The organism is Candidatus Pantoea deserta, assembly GCF_003813865.1.
In the GTDB taxonomy this organism is placed as follows: Bacteria; Pseudomonadota; Gammaproteobacteria; order Enterobacterales; family Enterobacteriaceae; genus Pantoea; species Pantoea deserta.
In genome coordinates this window covers 16,783-43,024 of sequence record NZ_RMVG01000016.1, presented here as the reverse complement: position 1 = coordinate 43,024, position 26,242 = coordinate 16,783, and the positions used below count along the sequence as shown (strand labels likewise).

General features: G+C 57.0%; 30 protein-coding genes, 1 pseudogene and 1 riboswitch. Of the genes and pseudogenes, 19 read left to right on the top strand and 12 right to left on the bottom strand.

Annotated features, from left to right (window positions below):
• Positions 1-138 precede the first annotated feature (138 nt).
• On the top strand, positions 139-2,115 hold the full coding sequence (locus BBB56_RS17805) for an autotransporter outer membrane beta-barrel domain-containing protein (RefSeq protein ID WP_123802275.1): 1,977 nt from the start codon (positions 139-141) through the stop codon (positions 2,113-2,115).
• A 277-nt stretch (positions 2,116-2,392) separates the two neighbouring features.
• Here the strand turns inward: BBB56_RS17805 and BBB56_RS17800 are convergent, their stop codons facing one another.
• The 4 genes from BBB56_RS17800 to BBB56_RS17785 form a co-directional block, all read right to left on the bottom strand.
• Positions 2,393-2,560: a con-10 family general stress protein gene (locus tag BBB56_RS17800; protein ID WP_103796973.1), complete on the bottom strand. Its 168-nt coding sequence runs from the start codon at positions 2,558-2,560 to the stop codon at positions 2,393-2,395.
• 319 nt (positions 2,561-2,879) lie between these two features.
• Complete coding sequence (locus BBB56_RS17795; protein WP_233593061.1) at positions 2,880-3,407, bottom strand: VOC family protein; 528 nt, start codon at positions 3,405-3,407, stop codon at positions 2,880-2,882.
• Positions 3,404-5,245, bottom strand: a complete 1,842-nt coding sequence (locus BBB56_RS17790) for a glycoside hydrolase family 15 protein (protein WP_123802274.1) — start codon at positions 5,243-5,245, stop codon at positions 3,404-3,406. Before BBB56_RS17790 ends, BBB56_RS17795 begins: the two co-directional genes overlap by 4 nt.
• An 81-nt stretch (positions 5,246-5,326) precedes the next feature.
• The gene (locus BBB56_RS17785) at positions 5,327-6,220 is read right to left on the bottom strand and encodes an SDR family oxidoreductase (RefSeq protein WP_123802273.1); all 894 of its coding nucleotides are present in this window, start codon (positions 6,218-6,220) and stop codon (positions 5,327-5,329) included.
• A gap of 600 nt (positions 6,221-6,820) precedes the next feature.
• On the opposite strand from BBB56_RS17785, the gene BBB56_RS17780 reads away from it, so the two are divergent.
• From BBB56_RS17780 to BBB56_RS17740, 9 genes are all read left to right on the top strand, one after another.
• Complete coding sequence (locus BBB56_RS17780; RefSeq protein ID WP_123802272.1) at positions 6,821-7,771, top strand: DMT family transporter; 951 nt, start codon at positions 6,821-6,823, stop codon at positions 7,769-7,771.
• A 41-nt stretch (positions 7,772-7,812) separates the two neighbouring features.
• Positions 7,813-7,932, top strand: a riboswitch (TPP riboswitch).
• Between the two features lie 143 nt (positions 7,933-8,075).
• Positions 8,076-9,011 carry an FAD-dependent oxidoreductase gene (locus tag BBB56_RS17775; RefSeq protein WP_123802271.1) on the top strand — a complete coding sequence of 312 codons (936 nt, stop codon included), beginning with the start codon at positions 8,076-8,078 and terminating at the stop codon, positions 9,009-9,011.
• Positions 9,001-9,198, top strand: coding sequence for a sulfur carrier protein ThiS (thiS, locus tag BBB56_RS17770; RefSeq protein WP_123802270.1), 198 nt, complete (start codon positions 9,001-9,003; stop codon positions 9,196-9,198). Before BBB56_RS17775 ends, thiS begins: the two co-directional genes overlap by 11 nt.
• Positions 9,199-9,200: 2 nt before the next feature.
• On the top strand, positions 9,201-9,959 hold the full coding sequence (locus BBB56_RS17765) for a thiazole synthase (protein ID WP_123802342.1): 759 nt from the start codon (positions 9,201-9,203) through the stop codon (positions 9,957-9,959).
• A 12-nt stretch (positions 9,960-9,971) separates the two neighbouring features.
• Complete coding sequence (locus BBB56_RS17760) at positions 9,972-10,940, top strand: HesA/MoeB/ThiF family protein (protein WP_123802269.1); 969 nt, start codon at positions 9,972-9,974, stop codon at positions 10,938-10,940.
• Between the two features lie 5 nt (positions 10,941-10,945).
• Entirely contained in the window at positions 10,946-11,671 is a 726-nt protein-coding gene (locus BBB56_RS17755) for an ABC transporter ATP-binding protein (protein WP_123802268.1), read from the top strand.
• A complete protein-coding gene (locus BBB56_RS17750; RefSeq protein ID WP_123802267.1) occupies positions 11,664-12,401 on the top strand; it encodes an ABC transporter permease in 738 nt (245 codons plus the stop codon). The genes BBB56_RS17755 and BBB56_RS17750 overlap by 8 nt, the downstream gene beginning before the upstream one ends.
• 9 nt (positions 12,402-12,410) lie before the next feature.
• Complete coding sequence (locus BBB56_RS17745; protein WP_233593060.1) at positions 12,411-13,346, top strand: ABC transporter substrate-binding protein; 936 nt, start codon at positions 12,411-12,413, stop codon at positions 13,344-13,346.
• Between the two features lie 71 nt (positions 13,347-13,417).
• The gene (locus BBB56_RS17740) at positions 13,418-13,936 is read left to right on the top strand and encodes an O-acetyl-ADP-ribose deacetylase (RefSeq protein ID WP_123802265.1); all 519 of its coding nucleotides are present in this window, start codon (positions 13,418-13,420) and stop codon (positions 13,934-13,936) included.
• Here BBB56_RS17740 and BBB56_RS23530 read toward each other — a convergent pair.
• From BBB56_RS23530 to BBB56_RS17730, 3 genes are all read right to left on the bottom strand, one after another.
• Positions 13,933-14,091, bottom strand: a complete 159-nt coding sequence (locus tag BBB56_RS23530) for a hypothetical protein (protein WP_158673945.1) — start codon at positions 14,089-14,091, stop codon at positions 13,933-13,935. The two genes, BBB56_RS17740 and BBB56_RS23530, sit on opposite strands and share 4 nt — an antisense overlap.
• 78 nt (positions 14,092-14,169) lie before the next feature.
• Complete coding sequence (locus BBB56_RS17735) at positions 14,170-15,489, bottom strand: LLM class flavin-dependent oxidoreductase (protein ID WP_123802264.1); 1,320 nt, start codon at positions 15,487-15,489, stop codon at positions 14,170-14,172.
• A gap of 12 nt (positions 15,490-15,501) precedes the next feature.
• On the bottom strand, positions 15,502-16,410 hold the full coding sequence (locus BBB56_RS17730; protein ID WP_123802263.1) for an ABC transporter substrate-binding protein: 909 nt from the start codon (positions 16,408-16,410) through the stop codon (positions 15,502-15,504).
• A gap of 246 nt (positions 16,411-16,656) precedes the next feature.
• On the opposite strand from BBB56_RS17730, the gene BBB56_RS17725 reads away from it, so the two are divergent.
• On the top strand, positions 16,657-17,718 hold the full coding sequence (locus BBB56_RS17725) for a diguanylate cyclase (protein WP_123802262.1): 1,062 nt from the start codon (positions 16,657-16,659) through the stop codon (positions 17,716-17,718).
• A 120-nt stretch (positions 17,719-17,838) separates the two neighbouring features.
• Here the strand turns inward: BBB56_RS17725 and BBB56_RS17720 are convergent.
• Positions 17,839-18,048 (bottom strand): annotated as a pseudogene (locus BBB56_RS17720) (enolase C-terminal domain-like protein); the annotation flags it as partial.
• Between BBB56_RS17720 and BBB56_RS23655 the strand changes: the two are divergent.
• On the top strand, positions 17,953-18,201 hold the full coding sequence (locus BBB56_RS23655) for a hypothetical protein (RefSeq protein WP_199756261.1): 249 nt from the start codon (positions 17,953-17,955) through the stop codon (positions 18,199-18,201). The pseudogene BBB56_RS17720 and the gene BBB56_RS23655 overlap by 96 nt on opposite strands.
• 26 nt (positions 18,202-18,227) lie before the next feature.
• A complete protein-coding gene (locus BBB56_RS23525) occupies positions 18,228-18,380 on the top strand; it encodes a hypothetical protein (protein WP_158673944.1) in 153 nt (50 codons plus the stop codon).
• A 1-nt stretch (position 18,381) separates the two neighbouring features.
• On the opposite strand, the gene map is transcribed toward BBB56_RS23525, so the two are convergent.
• The 3 genes from map to BBB56_RS23815 form a co-directional block, all read right to left on the bottom strand.
• Positions 18,382-19,170: a type I methionyl aminopeptidase gene (gene map, locus BBB56_RS17715; RefSeq protein ID WP_123802261.1), complete on the bottom strand. Its 789-nt coding sequence runs from the start codon at positions 19,168-19,170 to the stop codon at positions 18,382-18,384.
• On the bottom strand, positions 19,167-19,412 hold the full coding sequence (locus tag BBB56_RS17710; protein WP_123802260.1) for a ParD-like family protein: 246 nt from the start codon (positions 19,410-19,412) through the stop codon (positions 19,167-19,169). Before BBB56_RS17710 ends, map begins: the two co-directional genes overlap by 4 nt.
• A gap of 65 nt (positions 19,413-19,477) precedes the next feature.
• Entirely contained in the window at positions 19,478-19,705 is a 228-nt protein-coding gene (locus BBB56_RS23815; protein WP_233593059.1) for a site-specific integrase, read from the bottom strand.
• Between the two features lie 82 nt (positions 19,706-19,787).
• On the opposite strand from BBB56_RS23815, the gene BBB56_RS17700 reads away from it, so the two are divergent.
• The 3 genes from BBB56_RS17700 to BBB56_RS17690 all read left to right on the top strand — a co-directional run bounded on the left by BBB56_RS17700 (position 19,788) and on the right by BBB56_RS17690 (position 21,413).
• Positions 19,788-20,153 (top strand): hypothetical protein, encoded by a 366-nt coding sequence (locus BBB56_RS17700; protein WP_199756256.1) that lies wholly within the window; start codon positions 19,788-19,790, stop codon positions 20,151-20,153.
• A 65-nt stretch (positions 20,154-20,218) separates the two neighbouring features.
• Entirely contained in the window at positions 20,219-20,674 is a 456-nt protein-coding gene (locus BBB56_RS17695) for a hypothetical protein (RefSeq protein ID WP_123802259.1), read from the top strand.
• 346 nt (positions 20,675-21,020) lie between these two features.
• Positions 21,021-21,413 carry a DnaT-like ssDNA-binding domain-containing protein gene (locus BBB56_RS17690; protein WP_123802258.1) on the top strand — a complete coding sequence of 131 codons (393 nt, stop codon included), beginning with the start codon at positions 21,021-21,023 and terminating at the stop codon, positions 21,411-21,413.
• A 202-nt stretch (positions 21,414-21,615) separates the two neighbouring features.
• Here BBB56_RS17690 and BBB56_RS17685 read toward each other — a convergent pair whose 3' ends face one another.
• Entirely contained in the window at positions 21,616-22,530 is a 915-nt protein-coding gene (locus BBB56_RS17685; protein ID WP_123802257.1) for an AraC family transcriptional regulator, read from the bottom strand.
• A gap of 194 nt (positions 22,531-22,724) precedes the next feature.
• Here BBB56_RS17685 and BBB56_RS17680 point away from each other — a divergent pair, with 194 nt between their 5' ends.
• The 3 genes from BBB56_RS17680 to BBB56_RS17670 all read left to right on the top strand — a co-directional run bounded on the left by BBB56_RS17680 (position 22,725) and on the right by BBB56_RS17670 (position 26,204).
• Positions 22,725-23,576: an aldo/keto reductase gene (locus BBB56_RS17680; protein WP_123802256.1), complete on the top strand. Its 852-nt coding sequence runs from the start codon at positions 22,725-22,727 to the stop codon at positions 23,574-23,576.
• A 37-nt stretch (positions 23,577-23,613) separates the two neighbouring features.
• Positions 23,614-24,726 (top strand): alpha/beta hydrolase, encoded by a 1,113-nt coding sequence (locus tag BBB56_RS17675; RefSeq protein WP_123802255.1) that lies wholly within the window; start codon positions 23,614-23,616, stop codon positions 24,724-24,726.
• A 119-nt stretch (positions 24,727-24,845) separates the two neighbouring features.
• Entirely contained in the window at positions 24,846-26,204 is a 1,359-nt protein-coding gene (locus tag BBB56_RS17670; RefSeq protein WP_123802254.1) for an MFS transporter, read from the top strand.
• The last annotated feature ends 38 nt before the right edge of the window (positions 26,205-26,242 follow it).

The window sequence follows — 26,242 nt, the reverse complement described above, 5'->3', positions numbered from 1 at the left end:
GACTAATTTTTAATCATCCTTGTTAACAAATAATTTACAAGCGTACCGCTGATGCGGCTTTTTGCCGTCTGTCCGGCGACATTCGCCGTCAGACCCGCTTGCCAGACGGCAGGTTTCTCGCCATTTCTGGAGTCGATAATGAAAACGCTATATAACGTGCGTCATTTCGCTGCTTTGACCTGCCTGAGCGCTCTGCTGCTGCCGCCGTCGGCTCTGGCGTGGGACAGCCTTACCGTGTTCGGCGATAGCCTGAGTGACGGCGGCAACATTGGCCGTTATACCTGGGACAGCAGTCAACATCCGATCTACGATGAGATTCTTGCCGCGCAGCTTGGGCAGACGTTACTCCCTTCGTCGCAGGGCGGCAGTAACTATGCGCAGGGTTTCGCGGTATCCAGACCTCAACTTAATCCTGAACTCAACACTGAAAACCAGCTGGCCGCTTATCTCAACGCGACCGGCGGCCGCGCCAGCAGTAACGGACTCTATATTCACTGGGTAGGCGGTAATGACGTGGCGGCTGCCGTGGCCCGGCCATTGACCGCCAGTGAAACCCTTAACGTCAGCGCGGCTGCGGCGACCGCGCAGGTGAAAACGCTGCTGGATGCCGGCGCCGGCGCGGTTATCGTGCCCTCCACGCCACAGGTAGGAGAAACGCCCTACCTAATCGAAACGGTGCTGAGCGTACTGGGTCCGGCGTCTGATGCGGCGACGGCTGCCGCTTTCCAGTCCCTTAATAGCGCCGCCACCACCGACGCCGCCTCACGTCAGCAGGCTGTGCAAAATGCGTTTATTCAGGCGGCGGCCCAGCTATCACCCGTACCTGCCGTGCGTGACATTCTGGCGGAGCAGCTTTACCGTGCATGGCAGCTCGTGAGCGGCGAGGTGTCTGCGCTGACGGCGGGGTATAATCAGCAGGAAGAGAACGGACTGGCGGCGCTCAACGGCAATATCGTACGCGTGGATGTTGCCGGATTATTTAATGAGGTTATCGCCGATCCGACGCGCTATGGCATCACCAATACCATTGGCATGGCATGTCCGGTCGGCACCTCATCGACGATATGTACCTCCTCGACGCCAGGGTTTTCCAGCGAGCAGGCTTACCTGTTTGCTGATCACCTCCATCCCAGCCCGGCGGTGCACGCCCTGATAGCGGATTATATTCAGTCGATTCTCGATGCTCCTTTACAGGTCGCTGCGCTGTCCCAGGCGCCGCAAAGCATGGCGCGTGATATGCAAAACTCGTTAGACGGTCATCTGCAACAGCAGCGCCATCAGACATCCAGCGCCGGACAGTTCGCGGTTTTCGGCGGCTATGCGGGACAGCATGTGGACTACAAGGGCGATGCTTACTACAGCGGCGATGCCACCGCCGCCAGCTTTACGCTGGGTGTGGGCTATCAGCTAACGGAAAACTGGCAAACCGGGGTGCTTTTTTCTAACGCCAACCAGCGGCAGGAGCCCTCTTCGCGCTATGACTATCGTCTGCGCGGCAATCTGGTGGCGGTGTATAGCCAGCTTGAGGCAGGCAGCGCCTGGGTTAACGCCGATATGCATTACGCCGACCTGGATTTCGACGACATTCAGCGCGACATAAAGCTAGGCCCGGCAACCCGAACCGAGCAGGGGAATACCGGAGGCAAACTGCTGGGGATGCGCGTGCAGACCGGCTGGGATTTGCCGCTTGGTACTCATTTAACAACGGGACCGGTCGCCAGCTATGCGCTGGATTATGCACGGGTAGGGGGCTATAGCGAGCAGGGCAATAGCAGTACATCAATGCGCTACAGCGATCAAACCCATCATACGCAAACAGGCGCGATTGGCTGGCGTATCGATAGCCAGCAATGGCTGGTCAACCCCTGGGCGCAGGTGAGCTATAACCATCAGTTCGGGGATACTGACGCAACCGTCACTTCAGGGCTGAAATCAACCCGGACCGCATTTAGCCGCACTTCTGGCGACTGGGACAGTAACTGGGTAGACGTTGCGGTCGGCGCTAACGTTCCCCTGGGCGAGACGGTCAATGCGTTTGCTGGCGTATCCGCCGTGGGCGGTAATCGCGATGCGCAACAGCTGAGCTGGAATATTGGCGTTAACGCTATCTTCTGAGATATGCAAAGCCGGTCAGTGGGGCCGGCTTTGCATTAAGAGAAAAATAACGAGACAATAAAGTTGTCGGATTATTATTGAGTGATGCCCCGGCATTGCGCAATAAATAATAGTTGTCTTTGGCGGCGGGATAAATATCAGTCTGATGTAAATAGACTTTCTAAATCAGCACTAAAAATAAACGCCGGGCTTTATAACCCGGCGTAGTCAATGGCGGCGTTATTATCACCATCCGTTGATTCTATACATGCTGGAAGGCAAGTATGCAGATAACGGGTTATGAACCCCGGCGGCTGTTCTGTCCGCCTTTTTTGCCAGCTTCAGATGCTTTTTCGCGGTCGTTTTTAAAGTTCCCGCCGCTGTGCTGTCCGCCTTTACGGCCTGCTTCTGACGCTCTTTCACGATCTTCAGCAAAGTTACCTGATCCGCCTCGATGTTGAGCCATAATGGGTCCTCTTCATGAGTTGAAAATAACACAGCAGGTCTGCATCGCTGTGTGCATCTTACCCTGTTAAGGGTAGATCCAGATATAAAATGCGCAAGCGGCACGGCGAATGAATAAGCACGGAGTAAACAGAGGAATATAAGCCATAAAGGGATTTTAAAGCGGGTGATAATTAACGGGAATATTTTAAAAGTTGTATTAAAATATCTGTCTTGTACAACTTTTCTGCGCTGTGATAAAAAAGATTTTATCTTTATTCGGTTCGATTAGGAATATTCCTGGTGATGGGCAACCGCACTCCCTTGCGGTTGCTACTCAGCTACTCAGCAGGCAGCCAGCGCGTCTGCACCGCCTCACTGTCATAGTCCAGCGGCGAGGGCAGGGTAATCAACTCAATCAGTACGCCAAAGGGAGCCAGACAGAACCAGGTCTGGTTGCCCGCCCCTGCTTCCTGAGCAAAACAGTCATTAGGACCGTCATAAAAACGCGCGCCGTGGGCCTTTAGCTTTTCCGCCGTTGCGTGAATATCATCGACATAGAGTGAAAAATGGTTAACTCCGGGCTGACCGATATTCGCCAGATCGTCGGCAATGCCCGGTTCAAGCTGAAACAGCTCGACGTTGCACCCGTTGCCCAGCCGCAACATCGACAGTCCCACCACGTTCAGCTGCGGCGGCAAACCGTTTACCGGGCGCATTTTGTCGCCGCCGATGCGCTGCTGGCTCTCTTGCCAGGGAACGATGCGATAGAGCACGGACGCATCAAGCGCCTTGATAAAAAAGGTTTCCGCCTGCTCGATATTGCTGACGGTGATGCCGATATGCTCAATGCCTCTGATCGCCATCATGTTTCTCCTTTGGTTTTTTGATGGTGTTGGTGACAGGTCATTGCCTGGGCCGCGCAAATCAGGGCAAGGTGACTCAGTCCCTGCGGCAGATTACCGCGCCACTCATTGCTGCGAACGTCGAACATCTCATTGAAGATCTCTACGTTGCCGCGATTGCACAGGGTATCCAGGATCTCTTCCATACAGGCTTTTGCCTGACGGCTGTCGCCCATAGAAGCCCAGGCTTCCACCAGCCAGAATGAGCAGGCAATAAACGTACTCTCTTCTTTTTCCACGCCGCTGTAGCGATAGAGCATGGCGTTACCCTGACCCAGTTCGCGCTGAATCGCCCTGTAGGTGGAGCGCATACGTTCAGGGTTAACGGCATTGCCGTAGTGATGGACCAGCGCCAGCGACGCGTCAAGCTTGTCTTCGCTTCCGACATAGAACAGATAGGCCTGTTTGCTCTCAGACCAGCAGTGCTGCTCTACCCAGTCGCTGATCCGGTCGCGTTCGCGCTTCCAGCGCTCCATCCAGGTCGGTTCGATATGGCGCGCTTTTGCCATCTCGACCGCCCGATCCAGCGCCAGCCAGCAGGCCATTTTCGAATGGGTGTAATGCTGTTGGTCAGGCAGCTCCCAGATGCCGGAATCTTTCAGCCGCCAGCGGTCGGCGCAGTGGTTCGCCAGCTGTCCCAGCAGGCGCGACGTGTCCAGATCCAGTATATGGCCCGCTTCGATAAACAGCTGCGCGGTGGCGAGCATATCGCCATACATGCTCAGCTGACGCTGATCGCGCGCGTTGTTGCCGACGCGTACCGGCAGAGAATCTTTATAACCGCGCAGGGGAGGGTAGCGCTCCGGCGGCACAATATCTCCCTCCAGCGTGTAGCAGGTTCGCAGTTCAACGCCGTGGCGCATAATGGTTTGCGACAGCCAGGAGAAGGCCGCTTTACAATCCTCCAGCGCGCCAAGATAGACGAACGACTTGATGATTAAACAGGCGTCGCGCACCCAGGCGTAGCGGTAGTCATAATTCTTTTCGCCGCCGATACCTTCAGGCAGCGAGGTTGTAGCCGCGGCAGCCAGCGCGCCGGTTGGGGAGTACCAGAGAAACTTCAGCGACAGGGCTGAGCGTTTAACGTGAATCTTATATTCACCCTCATAGCTCAGGCTGTTGCACCAGTCTTTCCAGGCAACATGGCTGGTTTCTATGCGGGTATCGATAGCTTCAAGATCCGGCACGGCCAGAGGCTCGCGCTGGGTGACCAGCAGCGCCACCAGCGAACGGGATCCTTTCTGAGTGGTGACTTCCGCAATGATCTGCTCATCGTCCATATGCGTGATGGCGACGTCATCGCTGGTGCGCAGCATCATCATCAGATCGCCAATATGAAACACGTTGCCCTGCGTGGTATTGCCCATCCAGGGCGATCGCGTCTCTGCCACCGTGCCGAAGCGCAGATGCAGTTTCAGCGTGACGCTGCCGCGCACGCCTTCTATCCGACGCGCCAGCTCGCTCCAGGGCAAACGGCCCGCGAGGGTACTGTTAATGGATTCTGTCAGGCGAACTTCGCCTTCGTCGGTCGTAAAACAGGTTTCCAGCACATTACTGTCGTCACGGTAACGACGCTCCATGCGCCAGGGTTGCACTGGCGTCAGGGAAAAATAGCCGCCGATGCCGGGATCGAGCAGGCGATCAAACAGCGGCGGTGAATCCAGATTGGGCGCACACCACCAGTCAATAGCCCCGTCGGGGGCAATCAGCGCGACAGAACGCCCTTCTCCGATTGCCGCATAGTCACCGAGGCCGACAAATCCTTCCTCACGCACGGGCGAGGTATAATCACCGTTTCTCACTGAAGCATCCTTGTCTGAAACGCAGCGTATAAAACGAAAAACTGGCCGCACGAGGCGGCCAGTGGACAGAACATCAGGGTATTACAGCGTGCCGGTACCGCCGTCAGTGCACCACACCTGACCAGAAGTGTAGCTGCTTTCCGCCGCGGCAAGCGTCACATACAGCGGCGCGATCTCTACCGGCTGGCCCGGACGACCCAGCGGCGCGCTGGCACCAAACTCTTTGACCTTCTCTTGCGGCTGACCGCCGCAGACCTGCAACGGCGTCCAGAAAGGACCCGGCGCAACGGCGTTTACGCGGATACCTTCTTCGCCCAGCTGCTGCGCCAGCGCCTTGGTAAAGGCGACGATAGCGGCTTTAGTCTGCGCGTAGTCGAGCAGAATATCGCTCGGCTTATAAGCCTGTACCGAAGAGGTGTTGATAATGGACGCGCCGCGCGGCAGGTGATCGACCGCCGCTTTAGTGATCCAGAACATCGCGTAGACGTTGGTCTTAAAGGTGGCGTCAAAATCTTCGGTCGAAAGGGTACGAATCGACTCGTTAAACTGCTGACGGCCGGCGTTGTTAACCAGAATATCCAGACCGCCCAGCTGATCGACAGCCTGTTGCACCAGCGACTGGCAAAAGGCTTCGTCCCGAATATCACCGGGGATGGCAACGGCTTTACGGCCTTCCGCTTCAATAAGCTGGATCACTTCGGCCGCGTCCGACTCTTCTTCCGGCAGATAGTTGATAGCCACATCCGCGCCTTCACGGGCATAAGCGATTGCCACGGCGCGGCCGATGCCGGAATCCCCGCCAGTAATCAGCGCCTTGCGACCTGTCAGACGACCGGTGCCGCGATAGGAGGTTTCCCCGTGATCCGGAACCGGATCCATTTTGCTGGCGAGACCAGGAACAGGTTGTTTCTGCTCCGGGAAGGAAGGTTTCGGAAATTCAACCGGGACGAGTGTTTTGTCATTTTGCGTAGTCATGCTTAGCTCCTTGCATATCGTTTTCGGGTGATATTAAGCCTGGCACAAATGTGAACTTTGTCACATTCAAATTAGCCTGGCGGTAATTTAACCCTCTGGTATAAGGATCAGAATTAATAATAAGCTGCTTTTTAAAGATGAAAGAGCGCAGGAAAACTTTTTTTATGACGAATATTTAACTGCTCGTTTAATCAACACGTTAATGTACCCTGGATTAACAGAGGAAGAGTCAGTTAAAAAAACGAATTTTTGGACTATAATTTATTAAAATTCAATATGTTAATTAGTTTTCTGTCGAGATGGTTACCTTTAGAAAAGGCGTGGCGGCTGGCACAGTTTTAGCGACGCAGCCGCAGCAAATAAAAGCGGAATAACCCGCTTTCCGGCACAGAGAATTATTTGGCTGGCGGTAAGCCAGGCGGAAAATTAAAATTGCCGCTATTTACACTTTGTAATGGTAAAAGCCGGGCGCGCTTTTTATGCTGCGCGCGCAATTCACAAAGGCAGAAAACGCTGAATTGAGGCGGGTTTCTCACCGCTTGTGCAGAGCGGTCACGTTAATCTGAAGACCTGTAAAAATGGAAAAAGAAGGAGCGCGGCGTGAGCGCGTCGACAGGTATTTCACTTAAAATCATGGCAACCCTTAGCTCGACGCTGATGCTCGCCTGCGTAAAAGGGCTGGAGGGCGCTTTGCCGGTGGGCGAGGTGATCTTCTTTCGCTCTCTGGTTGGCATAGCGCCGCTGCTGATATGGCTAAAATGCCAGGGCGGCATACTGCAAGGCATTAAAACCCGCAACGTAAAGGGTCATATTGGCCGCGGTCTGGCAGGCACCTGTAGCATGTATCTCAGTTACCTGTCGCTGATGTACATTTCACTCACCGATGCGACCGCGATTAACTACGCCGCGCCCCTGTTCACGGTGCTGCTTGCGGCCGTGGTGCTGCGCGAAAAGGTGCGTATGAACCGCTGGCTGTCGGTGGCGGCCGGTTTTGCTGGCATTGTGATTATGCTGTCGGGCCATCTGTCGCTCAGCGGCCCGCCCAGGCTTACGGTCGCCAGCCTGGCGTCATCGGTAGGGGTGTTGCTGGCGCTCCTTTCCGCGCTCTGCACCGCTGGCGCGCTGATCCAGATCCGCTATCTGAGCGGCAAAGAGAAGCCTGGCGCGATCGCCTTCTGGTTTACGGCGATGACGGGCGCGACGTCGCTGCTGACGCTGCCGTTTGGCTGGCCGCTCCCGCAGGGCGATCAGCTGCTATTGCTGCTGGGCTGCGGCTTATGCGGCGGGCTGACGCAGATTCTGCTGACGCTGAGTATGCGATTCGCCGACGCCTCGCTGCTCGCGCCGTTTGACTACAGCTCTCTGCTCTGGTCAGTGATTATCGGCATGATTTTTCTCGGCACGCTACCGGAGAACATGACGCTTATCGGGGCCAGTCTGGTGGCGCTTGCCGGCATTTATTCGGTGCTGAGCGAGCGACGTCAGCGGCGGCGAGCCGTATCCGCAGCCTTAACCGCCCGCAGCGAAACCGCCGATTTAACCCCTGATTAACACATCGCGCTTGACGGCGCCTGTCGAGTTACCCTAAAACTAAAGGCCGTCGGGGGAGTCTCGCCAAAGAGACTGAGAGGCTAATAGCGCAGCGCGCGGTTTAGCGACCCTTTGAACCTGACCCAGTTGATACTGGCGTAGGAAGACTCGTATCTCATCGCCGCTACGATGCTTTGAGATGCCTGCCGCGCGAGCCGATGCCTTTTGCTCCCGCTTTTTCCCTTCACGTATCACGGGTCGTCAACGTCGAGGCCAACGTGAAACGCTATCTTTCTCTGTCTTTTTTGTCTGTCGGGTACCCGCGATGAGCCGCTGGTCCGTTATCGGCAGCGGTGTTACCGGATTATGCGTCGCCACGCTGCTGGCAGAACAGGGTGAAAGCCTGGAAGTCATCGTCAGCGACGAAACGCCGGCGTCGCACTGGGCGGGCGGCATGCTCGCGCCCTTTTGTGAAGGGGAGAGCGCGCCTGAGCAGGTCATTGAACTGGGGCAGCGCGCTGCCGGCTGGTGGGCGCAGCGCATCGAGGGGGTCGAACAGCAGGGCACCCTGGTGGTCGCTTCGCCGCGCGACGGCGCGGAGCTGACGCGCTTTGCTCAAATGACGCGCGAGCATCAGTGGCGCGATCCGGCGCAGCTGGAGCCAGAGCTGGCAGGCCGCTTTGCGCGCGGTCTGTTTTTTCCCGGCGAGGCGCATCTGAATCCGCGCGACGCGCTGCGCCAGCTGCGCGCCAGCCTTGAGGCGCGCGGCGTCGTCTTTCACGCCGGCAAACCCAGCGGCACCCTGGTCGACTGTCGCGGAATCCACGCCGCCGACCGCCAGCCCGAACTGCGCGCGGTGCGCGGCGAAATGCTGATCCTGCACTGTGAAGACCTCTCTTTTTCCCGACCGATTCGCCTGCTTCATCCGCGTTTTCCCTGCTATCTGGTGCCGCGCCCAGGCGGTTGCTTTATGCTCGGCGCCACCATGGTCGAAAGCGATGACGCCAGCCCGATTAGCGCCCGCGCCATGATGGAGCTGCTCAGCGCCGCCTGGACGATTCATCCGGCGCTGGCTGAGGCGCGCATTGTGGAAAGCGGCACGGGGCGACGTCCGGCCTATCGCCACAACGTGCCGGAAGTCCGCTACCAGGACGGCGTTTTTTCCGTTAACGGCATGTATCGTCACGGCTTTTTACTTGCGCCTGCGCTGGCGCAACAGCTTATGCAACTGCTCAGTCAGGAGGCACACCATGCAAATTGAACTCAACGGTCAGACAGTGGAAACCGAAGCGCAGACCGTCGCGGCGCTGCTGCGCGAGCGGCAGATTGACGCGGCCTGCGTCGCCAGCGCCTATAACGGCCAGTTTTTACCGCGCGCAGAGTATGACACTCAGCGGCTGGAGGCGGGATGCCGTCTGGAAGTGTTGTCGCCGATGCAGGGGGGCTGACCATGTTCTACGGCTTTGTTCCCCGTTCGCGCTTTCTGCTTGGCACCGCCGGTTATCCGTCGCCCGATATTTTACAACAGGCTATCTGCGCGGCCGACGCGGAGATCATTACCGTCAGCCTGCGGCGAGAAGGCAGCCAGGGCGGGGCCTTTCGTGAGCTGCTCAGCCAGCTTAACCGTCGCGTGCTGCCTAATACCGCGGGATGCCATAGCGTGAAAGAGGCGGTGACAACGGCCTGTATGGCGCGCGAGCTTTTTGATACGCCCTGGATCAAGCTGGAAGTCATCGGCAATGCCGACACGCTGCAACCCGATCCTTTTGCGCTGGTCGAGGCGGCGCGCATTCTCTGCGCGGACGGCTTCGAGGTTTTCCCCTATACCACGGAAGATCTGATCGTGGGTGAAAAGCTGCTGGAAGCGGGTTGTAAAGTGCTGATGCCCTGGGGAGCGCCTATCGGCTCCGGTCAGGGATTACGCAATGTGGAAGGGCTGCGCAGCCTGCGCGCCTGGTTTAAGGATGTGCCGCTGATCATCGATGCCGGTATTGGCGCGCCAAGCCAGGCGGCGCAGGCGATGGAGCTGGGGTTTGATGCCGTTCTGCTGAATACCGCCGTGGCAAAGGCACAGGATCCGGTATTAATGGCAGGCGCCTTTGCCAGCGCCATCCGTGCGGGACGAGAGGCGCATCAGGCGGGCCTGATGATGCGGCGCGATATGGCCGCCGCCTCCACGCCGGTGTTCGGCCTGGCGCAGTTTAACTAGCAGGAGCAGACAATGAATCGCTATCAGCGGCAGCAGATGCTGCCTGACATTGGCGAGGCCGGTCAACAACGACTGCGCGCCGCGCGCGTGCTGGTGACAGGGGCCGGTGGGCTGGGATCGACCCTGCTGCCGTTGCTGGCGGGGGCGGGCGTGGGCTATCTGCGCATCCTGGATGATGACATTGTGGAGTTGCACAATCTGCATCGTCAGACGCTCTATGCCACGGAGGATGTCGGTCAGCCGAAAGCGCTGTGCGCGGCGCGCGCGCTGCGTGAACGTAACCGCGACTGCCAGGTCGACGCGCGTCAGCAGGCGCTTCGCCCCAGCACGGCGGACGCGGCGCTGGAGGACATCGATCTGGTCATCGACGCGGCGGACAGTTTTGCGGTGACCTATACCCTGTCCGACGCCTGTCAGCGGCGCAACCTGCCGCTGATCAGCGCGTCAGTGCTGGGGCGTGAGGGCTATGTGGGCGGTTTCTGCGGCGCTGCGCCCAGCTACCGCGCGGTGTTTCCCCGTTTGCCCGCGTCGGCGGCCAACTGCAATACCGCTGGGGTGATGGGTCCTGCGGTGGCGACGCTGGGCGCGATGCAGGCGCAGATGGCGCTCAGCGTGCTGCTGGGATTTACGCCTTCGCCGCTCGGCAGCCTGATCAACTGCGATTTCAGACAGTGGCACTTCCGCGCCTTTCGCTTTGACGAGGCAGAGGAGCCAGCGCAGCCTGTTATTCCCTTTATCGACCGCGACCTGCTGCGCCCCGATGACTGCATCGTCGAGCTGCGTAGTCGCGAAGAAGCGCCGCACAGCGTCGCAAGCGCCGTCGAGCGCATCCTGCCGGAGGCGATCGAACAGTGGCAGCCGCCAGTCGATCGGCGCGTGGTGCTGGTGTGCGCCAGCGGCATTCGCGCTGCCAAAGCGGCGACGCTGCTGGCGCAGCGCGGGATTGCCCGGCTGGCGATTATTGCGGCGACGCGATCGTGAGCCTGATGCCGCACGGACCCGCCATTATTTTTGACAGCGTGACCTTTGGCTGGGATGGCTCGCCGATCTGCCAGCATCTCAGCCTGAAGCTGCGCGGCGGCAAAACCAGCGCGCTGCTGGGGCGCAGCGGTATCGGCAAAAGTACGCTGCTGCGGCTGACGGCGGGCCTGTCAATGCCGCAAAAGGGGCAGGTCAGCAGTTCGCTGGCGGGCGACCTGGCGCAGCAGATCGCCTGGATGGGCCAGCGTGACGATCTCTATCCCTGGCTCTCGGTGCGCGATAACGTCATGCTCTCGGCCCGGCTTAACGGTCTGCGCTCCGATCGGCAGCGCGCGGAGGCGCTGCTGGAGCAGGTTGAACTTGCGGGGCTGGGCGATGCCCGGCCTGACTCGCTTTCCGGCGGAATGCGTCAGCGTGTCGCGCTGGCGCGTACCCTTTATCAGGATCGTCCGGTGGTACTGATGGATGAACCCTTCGCTACGCTCGACGTCATGACCAAACTGCGTCTGCAAAATCTGACGGCGCAACTGCTGCGTGACAAAACGCTGCTGCTGGTCACGCACGATCCGCTGGAAGCGTGCCGCCTGGCGCATGATATTTATCTGCTGGAGGACAGGCCGCTGCGCTGCCGTGCGTTTCCTGCGCCCGACGGTGACGTGCCGCGCGCTGCGCAGGACGTCAGGGTGTTGCAGGCACAAAGCAAGCTTTTCCAGGAACTTCATCATGATTAAACATCGCTTTCTCAGTCTGGCTTACCTGCTGGCGGTGCTTGGCGGCGCGTGGCAGCTGGCGCGCCACAGCGGAGCGCCCGCCTTTCTGCTGCCTTCGCCCGCAGCGGTCGGCCAGGCCCTAATACAGCAGCATGCTTTGCTGGCCCATCACGCGCTCTACACGCTGGGGGAGATGGCGCTGGCGCTGCTGCTGGGCGGCGGCGCGGGGGTGACGCTGGCGCTGGCGATGGCCGCCAGTCCGCTGCTGCGTCGCCTGCTGTTTCCGCTGGTGGCCGCCAGCCAGACGATTCCGGTATTCGCCTTAGCCCCGCTGCTGGTGCTGTGGCTGGGCTTCGGCGTCGCCTCTAAGGTGGTGGTGGCGGCGCTGATTATCTTTTTCCCGCTCTGTTTGTCGCTGTTCGACGGCCTGTGCCGCACCCCGCCCGGCTGGCTGGAGCTGGCGCATACCATGAACCGGTCGCGTCTGCGCCAGTTTTTGCATGTGCGCTGGCCCGCCGCGCTGCCGTACTTTTTTTCCGGCCTGCAAATGGCGGCCATCCTGGCGCCAGTCGGCGTGGTGATTGGCGAGTGGGTAGGGGCGAGCGAAGGGCTGGGCTATCTGATGATGCATGCCAGCGCGCGGCTGGAAACCCCGCTGAGCTTTGCTGCGCTGGCGCTGTTAATGCTGCTGGCGCTGCTGTTATCCGGCGTTGTCGCGCTGTTGCGCCGCCGCTTTCTTTACTCCTCATAAGGAATGACTGTGAAAAAAATAGTGCTGATGCTGGCCCTGCTGTTAGCGACTGCCCCCGCGCTGGCGGCCGAAAGGGTCAGGCTGCTGCTCGACTGGTTCGTTAATCCCAACCATGCGGCCATCTTCGCGGCCAAAGAGAGCGGGGCCTTCGCGCGGCAAGGGCTGGATGTGGAGATGATCGCGCCTGCGGACTCGGCTTCCGTGCCGCTGCTGCTGGCCGCAGGCAAGGCTGACATCGCCGTGAGCTATCAGCCCCAGCTTTATACGCTGGTGGATAAAGCCGTGCCGGTGATCCGCATCGGCACGCTGATCGACCAGCCGCTGAATACGCTCACCACCCTGAAGAGCAGCAATATCCATCAGCTCGCCGATTTCGAGGGTAAAACCCTGGGCTATGCTATTCCGGGGTTCGAGGATGTGGCTATTCAGACCATGCTGAAATCCGCCGGTGTGGATACGTCTAAGGTCAGGCTGATAAATCTGAATATGGATGCCGCCTCGGCGCTGCTCAGCCATAAAATTGACGGCGCGATGACGATCTATCGTAACTATGAACTGCTGGAGCTGAAACAGCAGGGCGCAGAGACGCTGACCTTTAAACCGGAAGAACACGGGGTGCCCGCTTATGATGAGCTGATCCTGCTGGCCAACGCCGCAACGGCCGCGAAGGATGCGCGCATCGCTAAATTTTTGCATGGGCTGAACGAGGGCGTGTCTTATTTGCGCGCTCAGCCAGAAAAAGTCTGGAAGGCGTTTATCCAGACCTATCCGGAGCTGAATACGCCGCTCAACCATCAGGCCTGGCAGGCAACGCTGCCGCTGTTTGCCCGCGACGCCGGAAAGTTTGACGCGGCGCGCTATCAGGATTTTGCGCGTTATATGCTGGACAACAGGCTTATCAGTGAAATTGCGCCGGCGTCACGCTATTCGCTGCCGTCACAGTAAATCTTCTGCCTGCGCCGCAGTCGCATTTATCCTGCGCGGCTAGACTTAAGGAAAAGCACAAGGAGACCCGGATGCAACACAAGATAAAGCTGGTAGCAGGCGATATTACTAAGATCGACGTTGACGCTATCGTCAATGCGGCGAACAGCTCGCTGCTGGGCGGCGGCGGCGTAGACGGCGCGATTCACCGGGCAGGCGGTCCGGAGATTCTGGAAGAGTGCAAAAAGATCCGCAATCGTCAGGGCGGCTGTGATACCGGCGATGCGGTGATCACCACCGGCGGTAAGCTGCCCGCGCGCTATGTGATCCACACGGTGGGACCGGTCTGGAACGGCGGCAGCCAGAACGAAGCCGAACTTCTGAAACGCGCCTATCAGAGCTGCTTTCGTCTGGCGCAGCAGCACGGCATCAAAACCCTGGCCTTTCCCAACATCAGCACCGGCATCTATCGCTTTCCGAAAAAGCGGGCGGCTGAGATCGCGCTGGAGTCGATTCGCGACGCGCTGGCGGACAACCCGATGCTGGCGTGCGTCACTGTGGTCTGTTTTGACGACGAGAGCTTCGATATTTATACCCGCCTGCTCAACTAATTTAGCGCCAGGCCCAGAATCAACAGCACCACAGCCACTACCGCGTAAACGCCCGCGCGCGTCAGCAGGTTTTTCTGCTGACGCTTCACGCCAGCGATTAAAAATCCCAGCGCGATGCACAGCGCCATCAGTGAAACCAGTAAATATGCTGACATGTCAGCCTCCGCGTAAAAACGCTTTATTTAGCATGTCAGCCCCAGTCGCGATAGCCGATTTACACTTCTTTCAAAAACTTACCGCAGCGCATTCTCCGGGCGCGCCAGACCCAGGGTGTCGCGCAGCGTGCCTGCCGGATAGTCTTTGCGAAAAACGCCGGCGCGTTGCAGGCGCGGCACCACCTCTTCCAGGAACAGATTGCCGCTGGCTTCGAGATAGGTCGGCAGCACCACAAAGCCGTCACAGGCTCCGCTGCGATACCACTCTGTCATCATGGCGGCTATGTCGTCAGGCGTGCCGACCGGTGACGGAAACGACAGGCTCTCGGCATAGCGAATCGCCATCTCCCCCAGCGTAAGTTTCTCTTCAATGGCCTGCTCAATGACATACTGAAAGCGTCCTACACTGCCGGTGATGGCGTGACGCAGATCCGGCGTGGGACCGTCCAGCGGATACTGCGCCAGGTCGTGGTTCATGCTGGCAGACATAAAGCTCAGCGCCGACTCCGCAGTTATCAGCGACTTAAGGTAGCGATCCTTCTCCTGCGCCGCGGCGCGCGTGTCGGCCAGAACCGGTACGATACCGGGCAGAATGCGCAGTTGATCCGGCGCGCGGCCTGACTGCTGCGCTTTGCTTTTCAGCGTCTGATAAAAACGCTGCGCGCGCTGCTGGTCCGGCTGAACCACGAACAGCACTTCAGCATGCCGGGCGGCCAGATCGATAAACGCGTCCGATACGCCAGCCTGAATTACCACCGGATAGCCCTGCGGCGGACGGGGAATGTTGAGCGGCCCGCGCACGTCGAAAAAGGTTTCATGGTGGTTGAGATAGCGGAAGCCATCGGGTCGGGCAAATTCCGCGCTGGCCTTGTCGATCACGATGGCGTCATCGTCGAAACTGTCCCACAGCTTTTTCATCAGGTCGATAAATTCGACGGCGCGTTGATAGCGCTCGGCATGAGAAAAGTGGCTGTCACGGCCAAAGTTGCGCGCCTCGGCGTCGCTGACGGAGGTGACGAGATTCCACGCCGCGCGCCCGCCGCTGAGATGGTCGATATTCGCCAGCTGGCGCGCAGTGGTGTAGGGCAGCGAGTAGGAGGAGGAGACCGTGCCGCCCAGCCCGATGCGATCGGTAACGACGGCCAGCGCGGCCAGTAGCGTCAGCGGCTCCGACCAGCCCTGCGGACGGCTGCGCACGGTGGCGCTGAGATCGCCGCCGTAAATATCGTCGATCGCCAGCTTATCGGCGACGAAAATCATATCCAGCTTTGCGGCTTCGGCCTGCTGAGCGATACGGCGAAACAGCGGCCAGTTCGTGCCGCCGCTGGACACCGCGTCAGGATGTCGCCAGCCGCCCTGGTGGATACCGGCGTCAAGATAGAGTGCAAGGTTCATCATTATCGCACCCCCTTAAGGCTGAGCAAAAAAGCTGGCGTCGATAACGGCGTCGGCCTTTAGTCCCGGCTTGATCAGCCCGCTTTGCGTAAAGGTATCGATAGCGGCCTGCTGGCGCTGCCGCACAAGGGCCACATCGCCTACCGGGGCATTGTTTTCACGCTTTACTTTACTCAGCGCCACCGCATCCGGCAGACGCAATAGCTTCGCGATACCCTCAGCGTAGGCCTGCGGGTGCGCCACGCCCCATTCGCGCGCGCGGATCAGTCGCTGGCGAAAATCCTGTAGCGCCGGCCGCTTGTCCGCGATGGCGCGGTCGGTGGCGACCAGGTAGTTAGAGACCGGGAAGGCGTCGCCGTCGACCGCGATTTCCGCGCCCGACTGGGCCAGCGCAAAGGAGACATAGGGTTCCCAGGTCGCCACCGCATCCACCGCGCCGTTATCCAGCGCCAGCGTCGCTTCCGCCGGCGTGGTAAAAACAAAGTGTACGCTGTCGGCAGGCAGACCTGCCTTGCTCAGCGCGTTAAACACCAGGTTTTGACCCGACGAGCCTTTTACCGTGGCGATCTTTTTTCCTTTCAGATCGGCGGCATTTTTGATGCTGCTGCCTTTTTTCACGATGATAGCATTGCCGAGATACTGCGAGGCCTGAATGGCTTTGATGGTCGCGCCGGACGCCACGGCGAAGGAGAGCGGACCGTCTCCCACCAGACCGGCATCCAGATGGCTGGCGTTAAGAGATTCCAGCAGCGGCGCGGCATTGGGAAACTCGTACCACTTCACCTCATAAGGCAGATTGCTGAGCTGGCCTGCGGCTTCCATTACCGCCCGCGCGTTGCCCTTTTGATCGCCCACCACCAGCTCTGTGGCGGCTGCCTGCGAGGCAAAGGCGGCGAAGCAGAGCGTTAAAACTAGCTTTTTCATATCTCTTTTCCCGGTGAAAAAGAAAACAGACTAAATTTCAATTGATAAAAGCGGTAATAACGAATCCGGCAAAGGTTATCTGCTGACAGGCTTAGGTTTTTTTGCCAGTGGAAAAGGTATGGCGGGCGCTGAATAACTTTCTTAAAGAAACCTGTTGCGCAAGGTGAAAATTCCTAAAAAAATCCCCCGATTTAAATCAAATCCCGATACACTGCGCTAACACTACCGTCTCTCTCAACTGGTTTAATGAATTATTATTCCCCTGATGACAGTCACTTAAAGTTACGCTCGACGCGGTTCGTCAGGCGTATGTTCGTTATGCGGCAGCTCGGCACCATTCTCTGTTTCTATCCGATTTTGTCGGTGTTAATGGAGTCGGGCTGCGGCCCGATCCCCTGTGCGCTGCTGTTTATTAATGCCTTTGCCTGGCCCTATGCCGCCTGGCGAATCGCGCTGGCTTCTGACGATCCTACCGGACGCGAGCGCACCAGCCTGACGCTGGATGCGGCATTTGGCGGGGCGTGGGTGGCGATGATGGCGCTCAGTCCGGTGCCCTCTTTTATTATTATGGCGATCCTGATAGCCGACCGTTATGCCGCGGGCGGCTGGGCGCAGCTGGTCGCCGCGCTCCAGGCTTTTTTTGTCGCCTTTGTGCTGGTATGGGGGCTGAAAGGCATGCCGCTGACGATGAGCTTCAGCACGCGTACCGTCTGGCTGACATTGCCGCTCGCCACCTTCTACATGCTGGCGCTTAGCGTGGTGTCTTATAATCTGACGCTGAGCCTGCGCCTGAAAAACCGGGAGCTGGAACGTATTGCGCTGATGGACCCAGGCCTGAAGATCCCTAACCGGCGTCTGTTCGAGCGTCGGCTGGAGAGCGAGTTTCTGCGTACCCGGCGCGGCGAAAGCGCGGCCTGGCTGATGCTGATCGACGTCGATCATTTTAAAGCGGTTAACGACAGCTTTGGTCATGAGGCCGGGGATTTTCTGCTGGCGGAGATATCGGCGCTGCTGCGTGACAGCGTCGGGCTGGAAGATATTCCGGCGCGCTTTGGCGGCGATGAGCTGTGCGTCATCGTGCGCGATGCGCAGGACGCCTCCATCCTGGCGCTGGCGCAAACCCTGAAGGCGAGAATTGCTCAGCTGCGCCTGCCCGCCTCGGCCGACTTCTCCTGTACCGTCAGTATCGGCATCGCGCCTGCCAGCCAGGCGGACTCTATTCACCACTGGCTGCGTCACGCTGACGATGCGCTTTACCAGGTCAAGCGCAGCGGTCGGAACGGCGTCCATCTCTGGCGGCCGGCCTGACGCGCAGATGCCGGATAGCGGTTCAGGCCGCCCGGACGGACGCGCGTCACCGCCTCTCTACTATGCGGACGATTTGTCCGGCGGTCAGGGCCGCTTGCCCGCTTCGCTGCTCAGCACCGTTCACCTCCTTGCCTGCTCGCTCAGGCTGAATCCCAGCCCAGGCCGGTCAAAAATCCACATGCTGCCATCACGCAGCCTGAGCTGCTCGTTAAACAGCGGGTGGAGCCACTCAATATGCTCCAGCTACGGCTCGATGGGGTAGGCGGCGGCAAGATGCAGGTGAATGTCCATCGCCAGGTGCGGCGCCAGCTTGCGCCCGTGGCGCGCCGCCGGGGATTAATCACTACGCTAAGCCAGCAGCATCTTGACGTTCAGGCGCAGATTGCCGTGCCGCTACCTGCCTCCATGCAGGACGGGCGCGACGCTTTTGCCACGTTGAATCCCTCAGCGGTCGATGTGGTGGTGTGCAGTAGGGCGCACTGACTAAGGCGGCGGCGCGCGGACTGCGCGTGCCGCAGGATGTCGCGGTGATCGGCTTTGCCGCCGCGCGCTGTTCGGCTATTACCACAGTGCGCGCGTTACTGGCGCGGCTGTCGGGCAAGGCGGTGCCTGAGCCGCTAAAAGACATCGGCTTTGACGTTATCGTGCGCGACTCCGCCTGATTTAAATCGTCGGATAATCCCCGGTTCCGTCCGGCCAGGGCGTCAGCAGATCAAAGCCGTTTTCGGTTACGGCTACCGTATGCTCCCACTGTGCGGAGAGCGAACGATCCTTTGTCACCACCGTCCAGCCGTCAGACAGGACGCTGGTGCCTGCTTTACCGGCGTTGATCATTGGCTCAATGGTAAAAATCATTCCAGGCTGGAGCACCAGCCCTTCCCCTGGCGTGCCGTAATGCAAAACCTGCGGCTCGTCGTGATAGATCTGGCCAACGCCGTGACCGCAATATTCGCGCACTACGGAAAAACCCGCCCCTTCCGCGACGCGCTGGATGGCTGCGCCAATATCGCCCAGCGTGGCGCCCGGCTTCACGCGGTGAATACCTGCCGCCATTGCCTGGTAGGTGATATCCACCAGCCGTCGGGCGCGTACTGAGGGTTCGCCGACAAAGTACATGCGGCTGGTGTCGCCATACCAGCCCTCTTTGATGATGCCGATGTCGATATTGATGATGTCGCCTTTTTTCAGCGTCTTTGTTGAGGGGATGCCGTGACACACCACATGATTCACCGAGGTGCAGGTGGTGCGCGTGTACCCCTGATAGCCGATATTGGCGGGGATAACCTTTAGCTCGTTGACGATAAAATCGTGGCACAGGTTATCCAGCTGTTCCGTTGTCATGCCGGGCTGCACATGCGGGGCGATCATCGCCAGCACCTGAGCGGCGGCATGACCTGCCGCGCGCGCCTGTTCGATCTGTTGCGGAGTATGGATCTTGACGCTGCGCTTCATTGCACTTCTCCTTGTGTCGTCTGAGCAGGCGAGAGAACTAACTGTCGCAGATCGCTGCCGTTTTCCAGCTCGACGCGTATCAGCATCTGCGCCAGCTCCTGCTGGGTAAACTGCGGATACAGCTCCGCCAGCATGCCCAGTTTGAGCCAGTGTTCGGCCTGTGAGTTGATCGAACGACTCATTGCCTGACTGGCAAGGCGCAGATTTTCATGCATTAAATCGGATATTTTAACAATGCCCATGTTGGCTCTATATAAAACGTATATGGTTTGTATATAGCATATCCATAACGGCATGATTTGCAAGGTCAAATTTTCGCCTGTCCGAAATTTGTCCGAAAACCTCTATATGGCTTAAACCAGCACGTATTCGTCCCCTCGGGGATCGAGGTACTTTTGGTCATCGACAGGTTCTTGTGACCGAGCAGACGCTGCGCGAATGCTTCGCCATTTCTGGTCTCATACAGGCGCCCGGAGAGACTTCGAATTTCATGAAAGGTCGGTGGATTGGCGCCTGTGTCCAGGCCACAGCGCATGCGCGCGCGGGCAAATGCCTGGGTAATATTTTCTGGGGTGACAGAGCCGGGTTTGCGTCTATTTCGACGTGAGGCTGAATAAATGAAATACTCAGAGGTGTCTGTTAAACCCGTGGCGATTCATTACTGGAAATCAAGTCAGCATCTGTTGGCTACTGCTCAGAGAGCTTTGCTGAAAACTCGTCAGACAGAAGTAGCCCGCCGGCTAAGGGTTTCAGATTCAACGGTACTTCGACGAACTGCGAAGTACCCAGAAATCATGGAAACCCTGGCTGCAAGCGGGGTGGAAAACTTTGCTCTAAGAGGCGAAATGAAAGTGCCCCTCGACCAGTATCGCTGGCTGCTTACTGTTGCTATCAAATTTGCAGAAAGCGAGCTTGAGCGTACCAATGAAAAAGCCCCTGACTGCACCAACAGTCAGGAGCTCAGCGCAGACCAGCTTAATTAAGGCGTAAAAATTAAGTCATCAGCCGCCGTACGTGCAAACGGTGGCACGTTGTGTGAAGGATTAGCATGGCCGGTAACTGGATCAAAATGAGCGCTTCTCTGAAGACGCATCCCAAGGTGAATGAAATCGCTGCGCTGCTGGAAAGTCCAGCGAATGGAGGTGCAGGTGTTGATGTGTCTGTTGGCGGACAACGCGGCGAACTGCTAACACGTAAAGTTACGCGCTGCGTTACTGGCACGGCATTACTGCTTATATGGAGCGCCGCCAGTGAGCACACCAGTGACGGTGTGTTCCGTAACGTCGATCTCAGTTACCTGGATGTACTGGCTGAGTTTTCTGGATTCGGGGAGGCGATGGCCTCAGTCGGGTGGGCCGTCTACGATGCTGATGAGCACTGTGTCATCCTGAAGACGGATTACGATGACAGGGTGGTAGTTGCTTCAAAAAGTCTTCAGCAGCTGAACGGCAGCGGCGTTACAGAGCGAGAAAACGTTCGCACAAAAGCATTACGCAAGGCGTAACGCCTAACGCTCCAGCCGTAACGCAGACCGTAACGCGTAACGTCACGCCGGGCGTAACGCGTTACGCGTGTTTTAGTTATTTAAGATCCAAAACAACACATAAAAACTAAAACAACACATATCGCGCGCGAGAATTTTCCAGTCACTCTGTGGATAACTTTAAGGCTACTGAGCCGCTAAGCCTTGTGGCACAAGGGTTAATGCAGTGCAGGGTGCTGATGCGGAGGCATTAATCAAGTCCATTCAGCTGCAGGCTAACCAGGATGATGGCGTAACGCGTTATGTTACACAAAGCGTAACGCCCAGGCATAACGCTACCGTAACGCGGTGTAACGCATCAGCACTGATGCAACGTAACGCCACAGGTGTTACACAGCGTTATGCGCCGCAGCAAATTCCCCCGGCCCAGGTTAGCCACTCTGCCACTACTTCAGAACCTCCAGAGCATAAGTTCGTCATGTTTGACGAGTGGCAGCCTTCACCAGCGTTTATTGAAACTGCCAGCCGTATAGGCATAAAAATTTCCTGTCATCCTGACAGGCTGCAGCTGGCTGATTTCGTGCATTACTGGATGGCAGAAAACGTGGCGCACTATCAGAGCCAGTGGGAGATGAAACTGGCTCGTTATGTTGAAAAAGGACGTAGACAGCTTGCCTCAAAGCGCTTCAGAGAACGACGAGACTTCACTCTGGTGGCTGAGATGGATTACTCAATACCCAAGGGGTTCCGGGGCGGGTAGGGGGGGCTCGAACTCCGTGTATTGAAGAAAGCGACTGCTTGAAGATGAAGGTCCGCTATGAGCGAAAAGCAGACACAGCATAATGAGATTGGCTGATTTGGGCAAAAGATTATCTGAAGATCGTTTTGCGCTGACTCCGCACGAAAGTATTCCTTTGTAATGTTACAGCCAGAGTTCTGCTTGCTTATTTCCTGCTGAGTTTTTAAGTGCTTTCATGCTTCAGACTGCGATGTTCTGTGGGTGAGCATCCGTAAATCCTTTTGAAAGCGGTGCTGAAGGCACTTTCTGAGCCGTAACCCAGTGACAGTCCGATAGCTTTCACCGATTCAGATGACGTTCTGAGTGCTTTACTGGCCACATGCATACGCCATTCCGTAAGATACTTAAGCGGGGTAGTACCGGTCAGCTGAGCGAATCGTCGCAGGAATCCCGCCCGTGACATACCGGCTATTCCGGCGAGTTCAGGTAAGCGCCAGTTATTGCCCGGACGCTGATGTATTGCGGTCAGTACGCGCGCTATTCGTTGATCGCTGAAAGATTTCATCCAGCCCTGCCCGGTATCAACAGCCTGTGCCACACCGCGCCGAATTCCTTCGATCATCATCAGGTGCATGAGGTAGTCGGTAACCACCACTGAACCGGGAAGCTGTGATGCTTTTTCTGTTTTTATATAATTCATTATCCAGGTAAAAACAGAGGTACTGTCATCATCTGAAAATATCCGGATGACTACCGGCAGTTCACTCAGTAATAAACTGGCCGACGTTTTATCAATTTCCATTTTTCCGGCAATCATGATGAGTGCATCACCGCCGTAGTCTGCAAGCCCTTCCCTGAGTTCAAAGGGAGTCTGGTTCGACTCAGCTTGTACCGCTCCGTCAGATGTCGTTACGGAAAAACTGCATGCGCGGGTGAGGATAATTCCGTCACCCTTCCTGAGGGTTATCCATTCATCACTGTCATCAGCCCGAAAACGCGCTGAGCCTTCCTGAACGGCAAAAAACTTAAGTCCGTCAAAGCCCGGATAATGCAGCCCCCATCCGGCCGGTGCCCTGAGTCCGGAGGTCGTATAGCTTTTTGCTGAAAGCAGAGTTAATACATCTGATAAAGGATCCATGCGACTTTTAATAAAGTGAATGCAATTTTTGATTATTAATTATCTAACATTAAAAGTTTACTATAGCAACCCTGATCAACAGGGAAAACGGCTCCAGTGTCCGCTTGTTCTCACGGGATCAGCCATCCAGAGAGTTTAAGTTCTGTTTACTTCACTCATCAGTCGCCAGCCTGCGGCTTTAAGGAAAACCTACCATGAACTACCTGAAACTGAATTCCGGTAAGCGTATGCCACAGCTGGGTTTTGGCGTTTACCAGATTAACGATGCCGGTGAGTGTGAAGACGCCGTTCTGGCCGCAATCGATGCAGGATACCGTCTTATTGACACCGCTGCGGCATATCAGAATGAGGAAGCCGTAGGCCGGGCTATCAGGCGTAGCGGCGTGCCACGTGAAGAGCTTTTCATTACAACAAAAGTGTGGGTACAGGATATGGGGTATAGCCACACCCTGAGGGCTATTGACCGTTCTCTTGAGCGTCTCGAACTTGATTATCTTGATCTGTATCTCATTCATCAGCCTTATTCGGATGTCTTTGGCAGCTGGCGTGCGATGGAAGAAAAGTACGACAGCCAGATCCTGCGCAGTATTGGTGTCAGTAACTTTTCTCCCGACAGACTGACCGATCTGACTGTCTTCAGCCGCGTGGCACCGGCCGTAAATCAGGTCGAAATCAACCCCTTTTACCAGCAGCATGAGAATGTTGCCTTCATGCAGGAAAACGGCATACAACCGCAGTCCTGGGCATCATTTGCGGAAGGGCGAAACAACCTGTTCCAGTTGCCATCCTTGCTGAACCTGGGTGAGAAATACGGGAAAAGCGTTGCTCAGATAGTGCTGCGCTGGCTTATACAACGTAATGTTGTGGTCATACCAAAATCGGTGAATCCCGCGCGAATGGCACAGAATATTGATGTGTTCGACTTCGAGCTGACTGCGTCTGAGGTCGGTCTTATTAAAGGGATGGATACTGGCGTCAGCTGCTTCCATTCACACACGGATCCTGAACGCATCAGAAATATCGCTGGCGTACGCTTCGATATCTGATGTCATCCCTCGTTGTCACTTTATCTCTGAGAATACGATGAAAATAAAACGATTTTTTCTCTGTGCGCTTGCGATTAGCCTGCCGCTCTCATTCGGCTGGTCCGCAGGACCCGCCCGGCCCGTAACGACAAATAAAGCGCCAATCGTGCTGAATGATATGGGCAGCTTTATGTTTGGCGGAATAACAAAAACAGACGAAGATGGTGATACCTTCCATGGCGATCATGGCTATGCGCAGTATTACATACCGACCGAGAGTCGGAGATACCCGGTAATTATGTGGCATGGTGGCGGTGAATCAGGCAAAAGTTGGGAAACAACTGCCGACGGCCGGGACGGTTTCTGGCAGATTTTCACGCGTGCCCACTGGCCTGTGGTGATTATTGACCAGCCCCGTCGCGGACGTGCAGGCAGAACCGATGCGGTCGTCACTGCCTCTGCAGTGCCAACAGATCATAAAGAATCAATGGCCTGGAATACATTCCGCATTGGTCCCTGGATACCGCCCGGCAAGGCCGGTGTATTCAAAAACTCGCAGTTCCCGCAGGATCCAGCTTCGGTTGAGCAGTTCATGCGCTGGCAGACACCAAACACGGGTGAGGAGCCTTTTCCGGATAAGGCCACCCGCGATTTCATGGGTAAAACCGGGGCGCAGCTGTTACACGATACCGGCCCTGCCGTCCTGATGACCCACTCATTCAGCGGGCAATACGGATGGGCAACGGCCATGGCGGCTCCGGGCCAGGTTAAAGCGATCGTGGCCTTTGAACCGGGTGAATTTGCGTTTCCGGATAGTGATGCGCCCGCTGACATCGTCACAAAAATGAATTTCGTGGCCAAGGCAAATGCACCTCAGCTGGTACCGGCCGGGCAGTTTACTGAGCTTACCCGCATGCCCGTCCTGGTCATTCTGGGCGATAACATTACCGATAAAGAGAGCACCATCTTTGGTGTTGAACTCTGGCGGGTGAACAAGCTGCGGGCGCAGCAGTTTGTTGACACAATTAACCGTCACGGCGGCCATGCAACGCTGATTAATCTGCCGGACATCGGTATTCACGGAAACACACACTTTGCATTTGCCGATAAAAATAATCAGCAGATCGCCAGGCTTGTAACTGATTATCTCCACCAGAGGGGCTGGATATGACGGGACCTCAGTTTACCCTCAGGGATATGCGCTAGCTCAGGCCGTATGCCGGAGAAGGTTCTGCTTCTCCGGCTTAACAACTCCTTTTTTCATACTCTTACTATTGGTACTCCCTTAAAATGCACAACCATGAACGCAGGAATGGCGTCCTTTTTAACCTTGCCATATGCCTGGGCTTTGTCATCGTCCAGCTGGACGTCAGCGTCGTGAACGTCGGGCTTAACGCGCTAAGCACGGCTTATAATGCCCATATTGCCGATCTAGAGTGGGTCATTAACAGTTATTCACTGATGTTTGCCGCTTTGCTTCTTTCCTCGGGTTCAGTCTCTGATCGTTTCGGCGCTAAAAATATCTTTTTACTCGGCGTGCTGATTTTTATCATTGCGTCCCTCTGCTGTGCGCTTGCACCGACGCTGATTGTTCTTGAGGCAGCCAGAACCGTACAGGGAATTGGGGCTGCGTTTCTCGTGCCAACCTCCCTCACGCTGCTGAGCCATTACTATACTGAACCCCATGCCCGTACTCGTGCCATCAGTTTCTGGGCCGCTTCAGGAAGCATGGCGCTGGCCGCTGGTCCTATTGCCGGGGGCTTACTTATTCAATACTTAGGCTGGCGAAGCATTTTCCTGCTGAATATTCCTGTGGGGCTGGTCAGCCTGCTTATCGCCTCACGATTCGCGCCTGCAACTAAAAAGCAGGACCAACCCCTTAATCTACCCGGTCAGTTACTGATAATACTGGCGCTTGGCCTGACGACTTTCGCCCTGACAGAATCTGGCCGGAAGGGCTGGGATAATGCCATGAACCTGTGCGTATTGCTGGCAGGCTGTCTCGCGTTCACGGCATTTTGTGTCCGTGAACGCATCAGCAACACCCCGGTCATACCCGGCGGGATCAGAACTAATAGGTTCATCATCATTTCAGCGGTTATCGGTTTTCTCTGCACACTGGTCTTTTACGGTGCAGTGTTCATTCTGAGCCTGTACTTCCAGCAGGCCATGAAAATGTCGCCATCACAGACGGGTTTTGCCTTTTTACCCATGATGTTAAGCGTGGCGCTTGCCACTTATAACGCAGGTCGTCTCGGAAAACATTTCGGTGTCCGGAACGTGGTGATTGCCGGAGGGATCAGCTGCTTTGCGGGGTTTGGCTGGCTGTCTGTCGTGGAGGCTGACTGGACAATCTGGCAGTTACTGATGCCCATGATTCTACTGGGGGTCGGAACATCGCTGGCGGTGCCCGGACTGGCGGGACTGATTTTCTCAGAAGCATCGTTTCAGAATGCCGGCGCCGCATCCGCGTTTTTCTCCTGCTCGCGCCAGATGGGCGGGGTTGTGGGGATTGCTGTCTTCGGGACGATTTTTTCAGGTGCGACATCTCTGGCATTTATGGGGGCGCTGAGGGTGGTCTGTTACGTCGCACTGGCGCTTATCGTCACTTGGTTGGTGCTGGGTCGAAAATGTCTGCCAGCAAAATAACAGCAGACTCCTCTTTTTCATGTCGGATAACTCCCTGA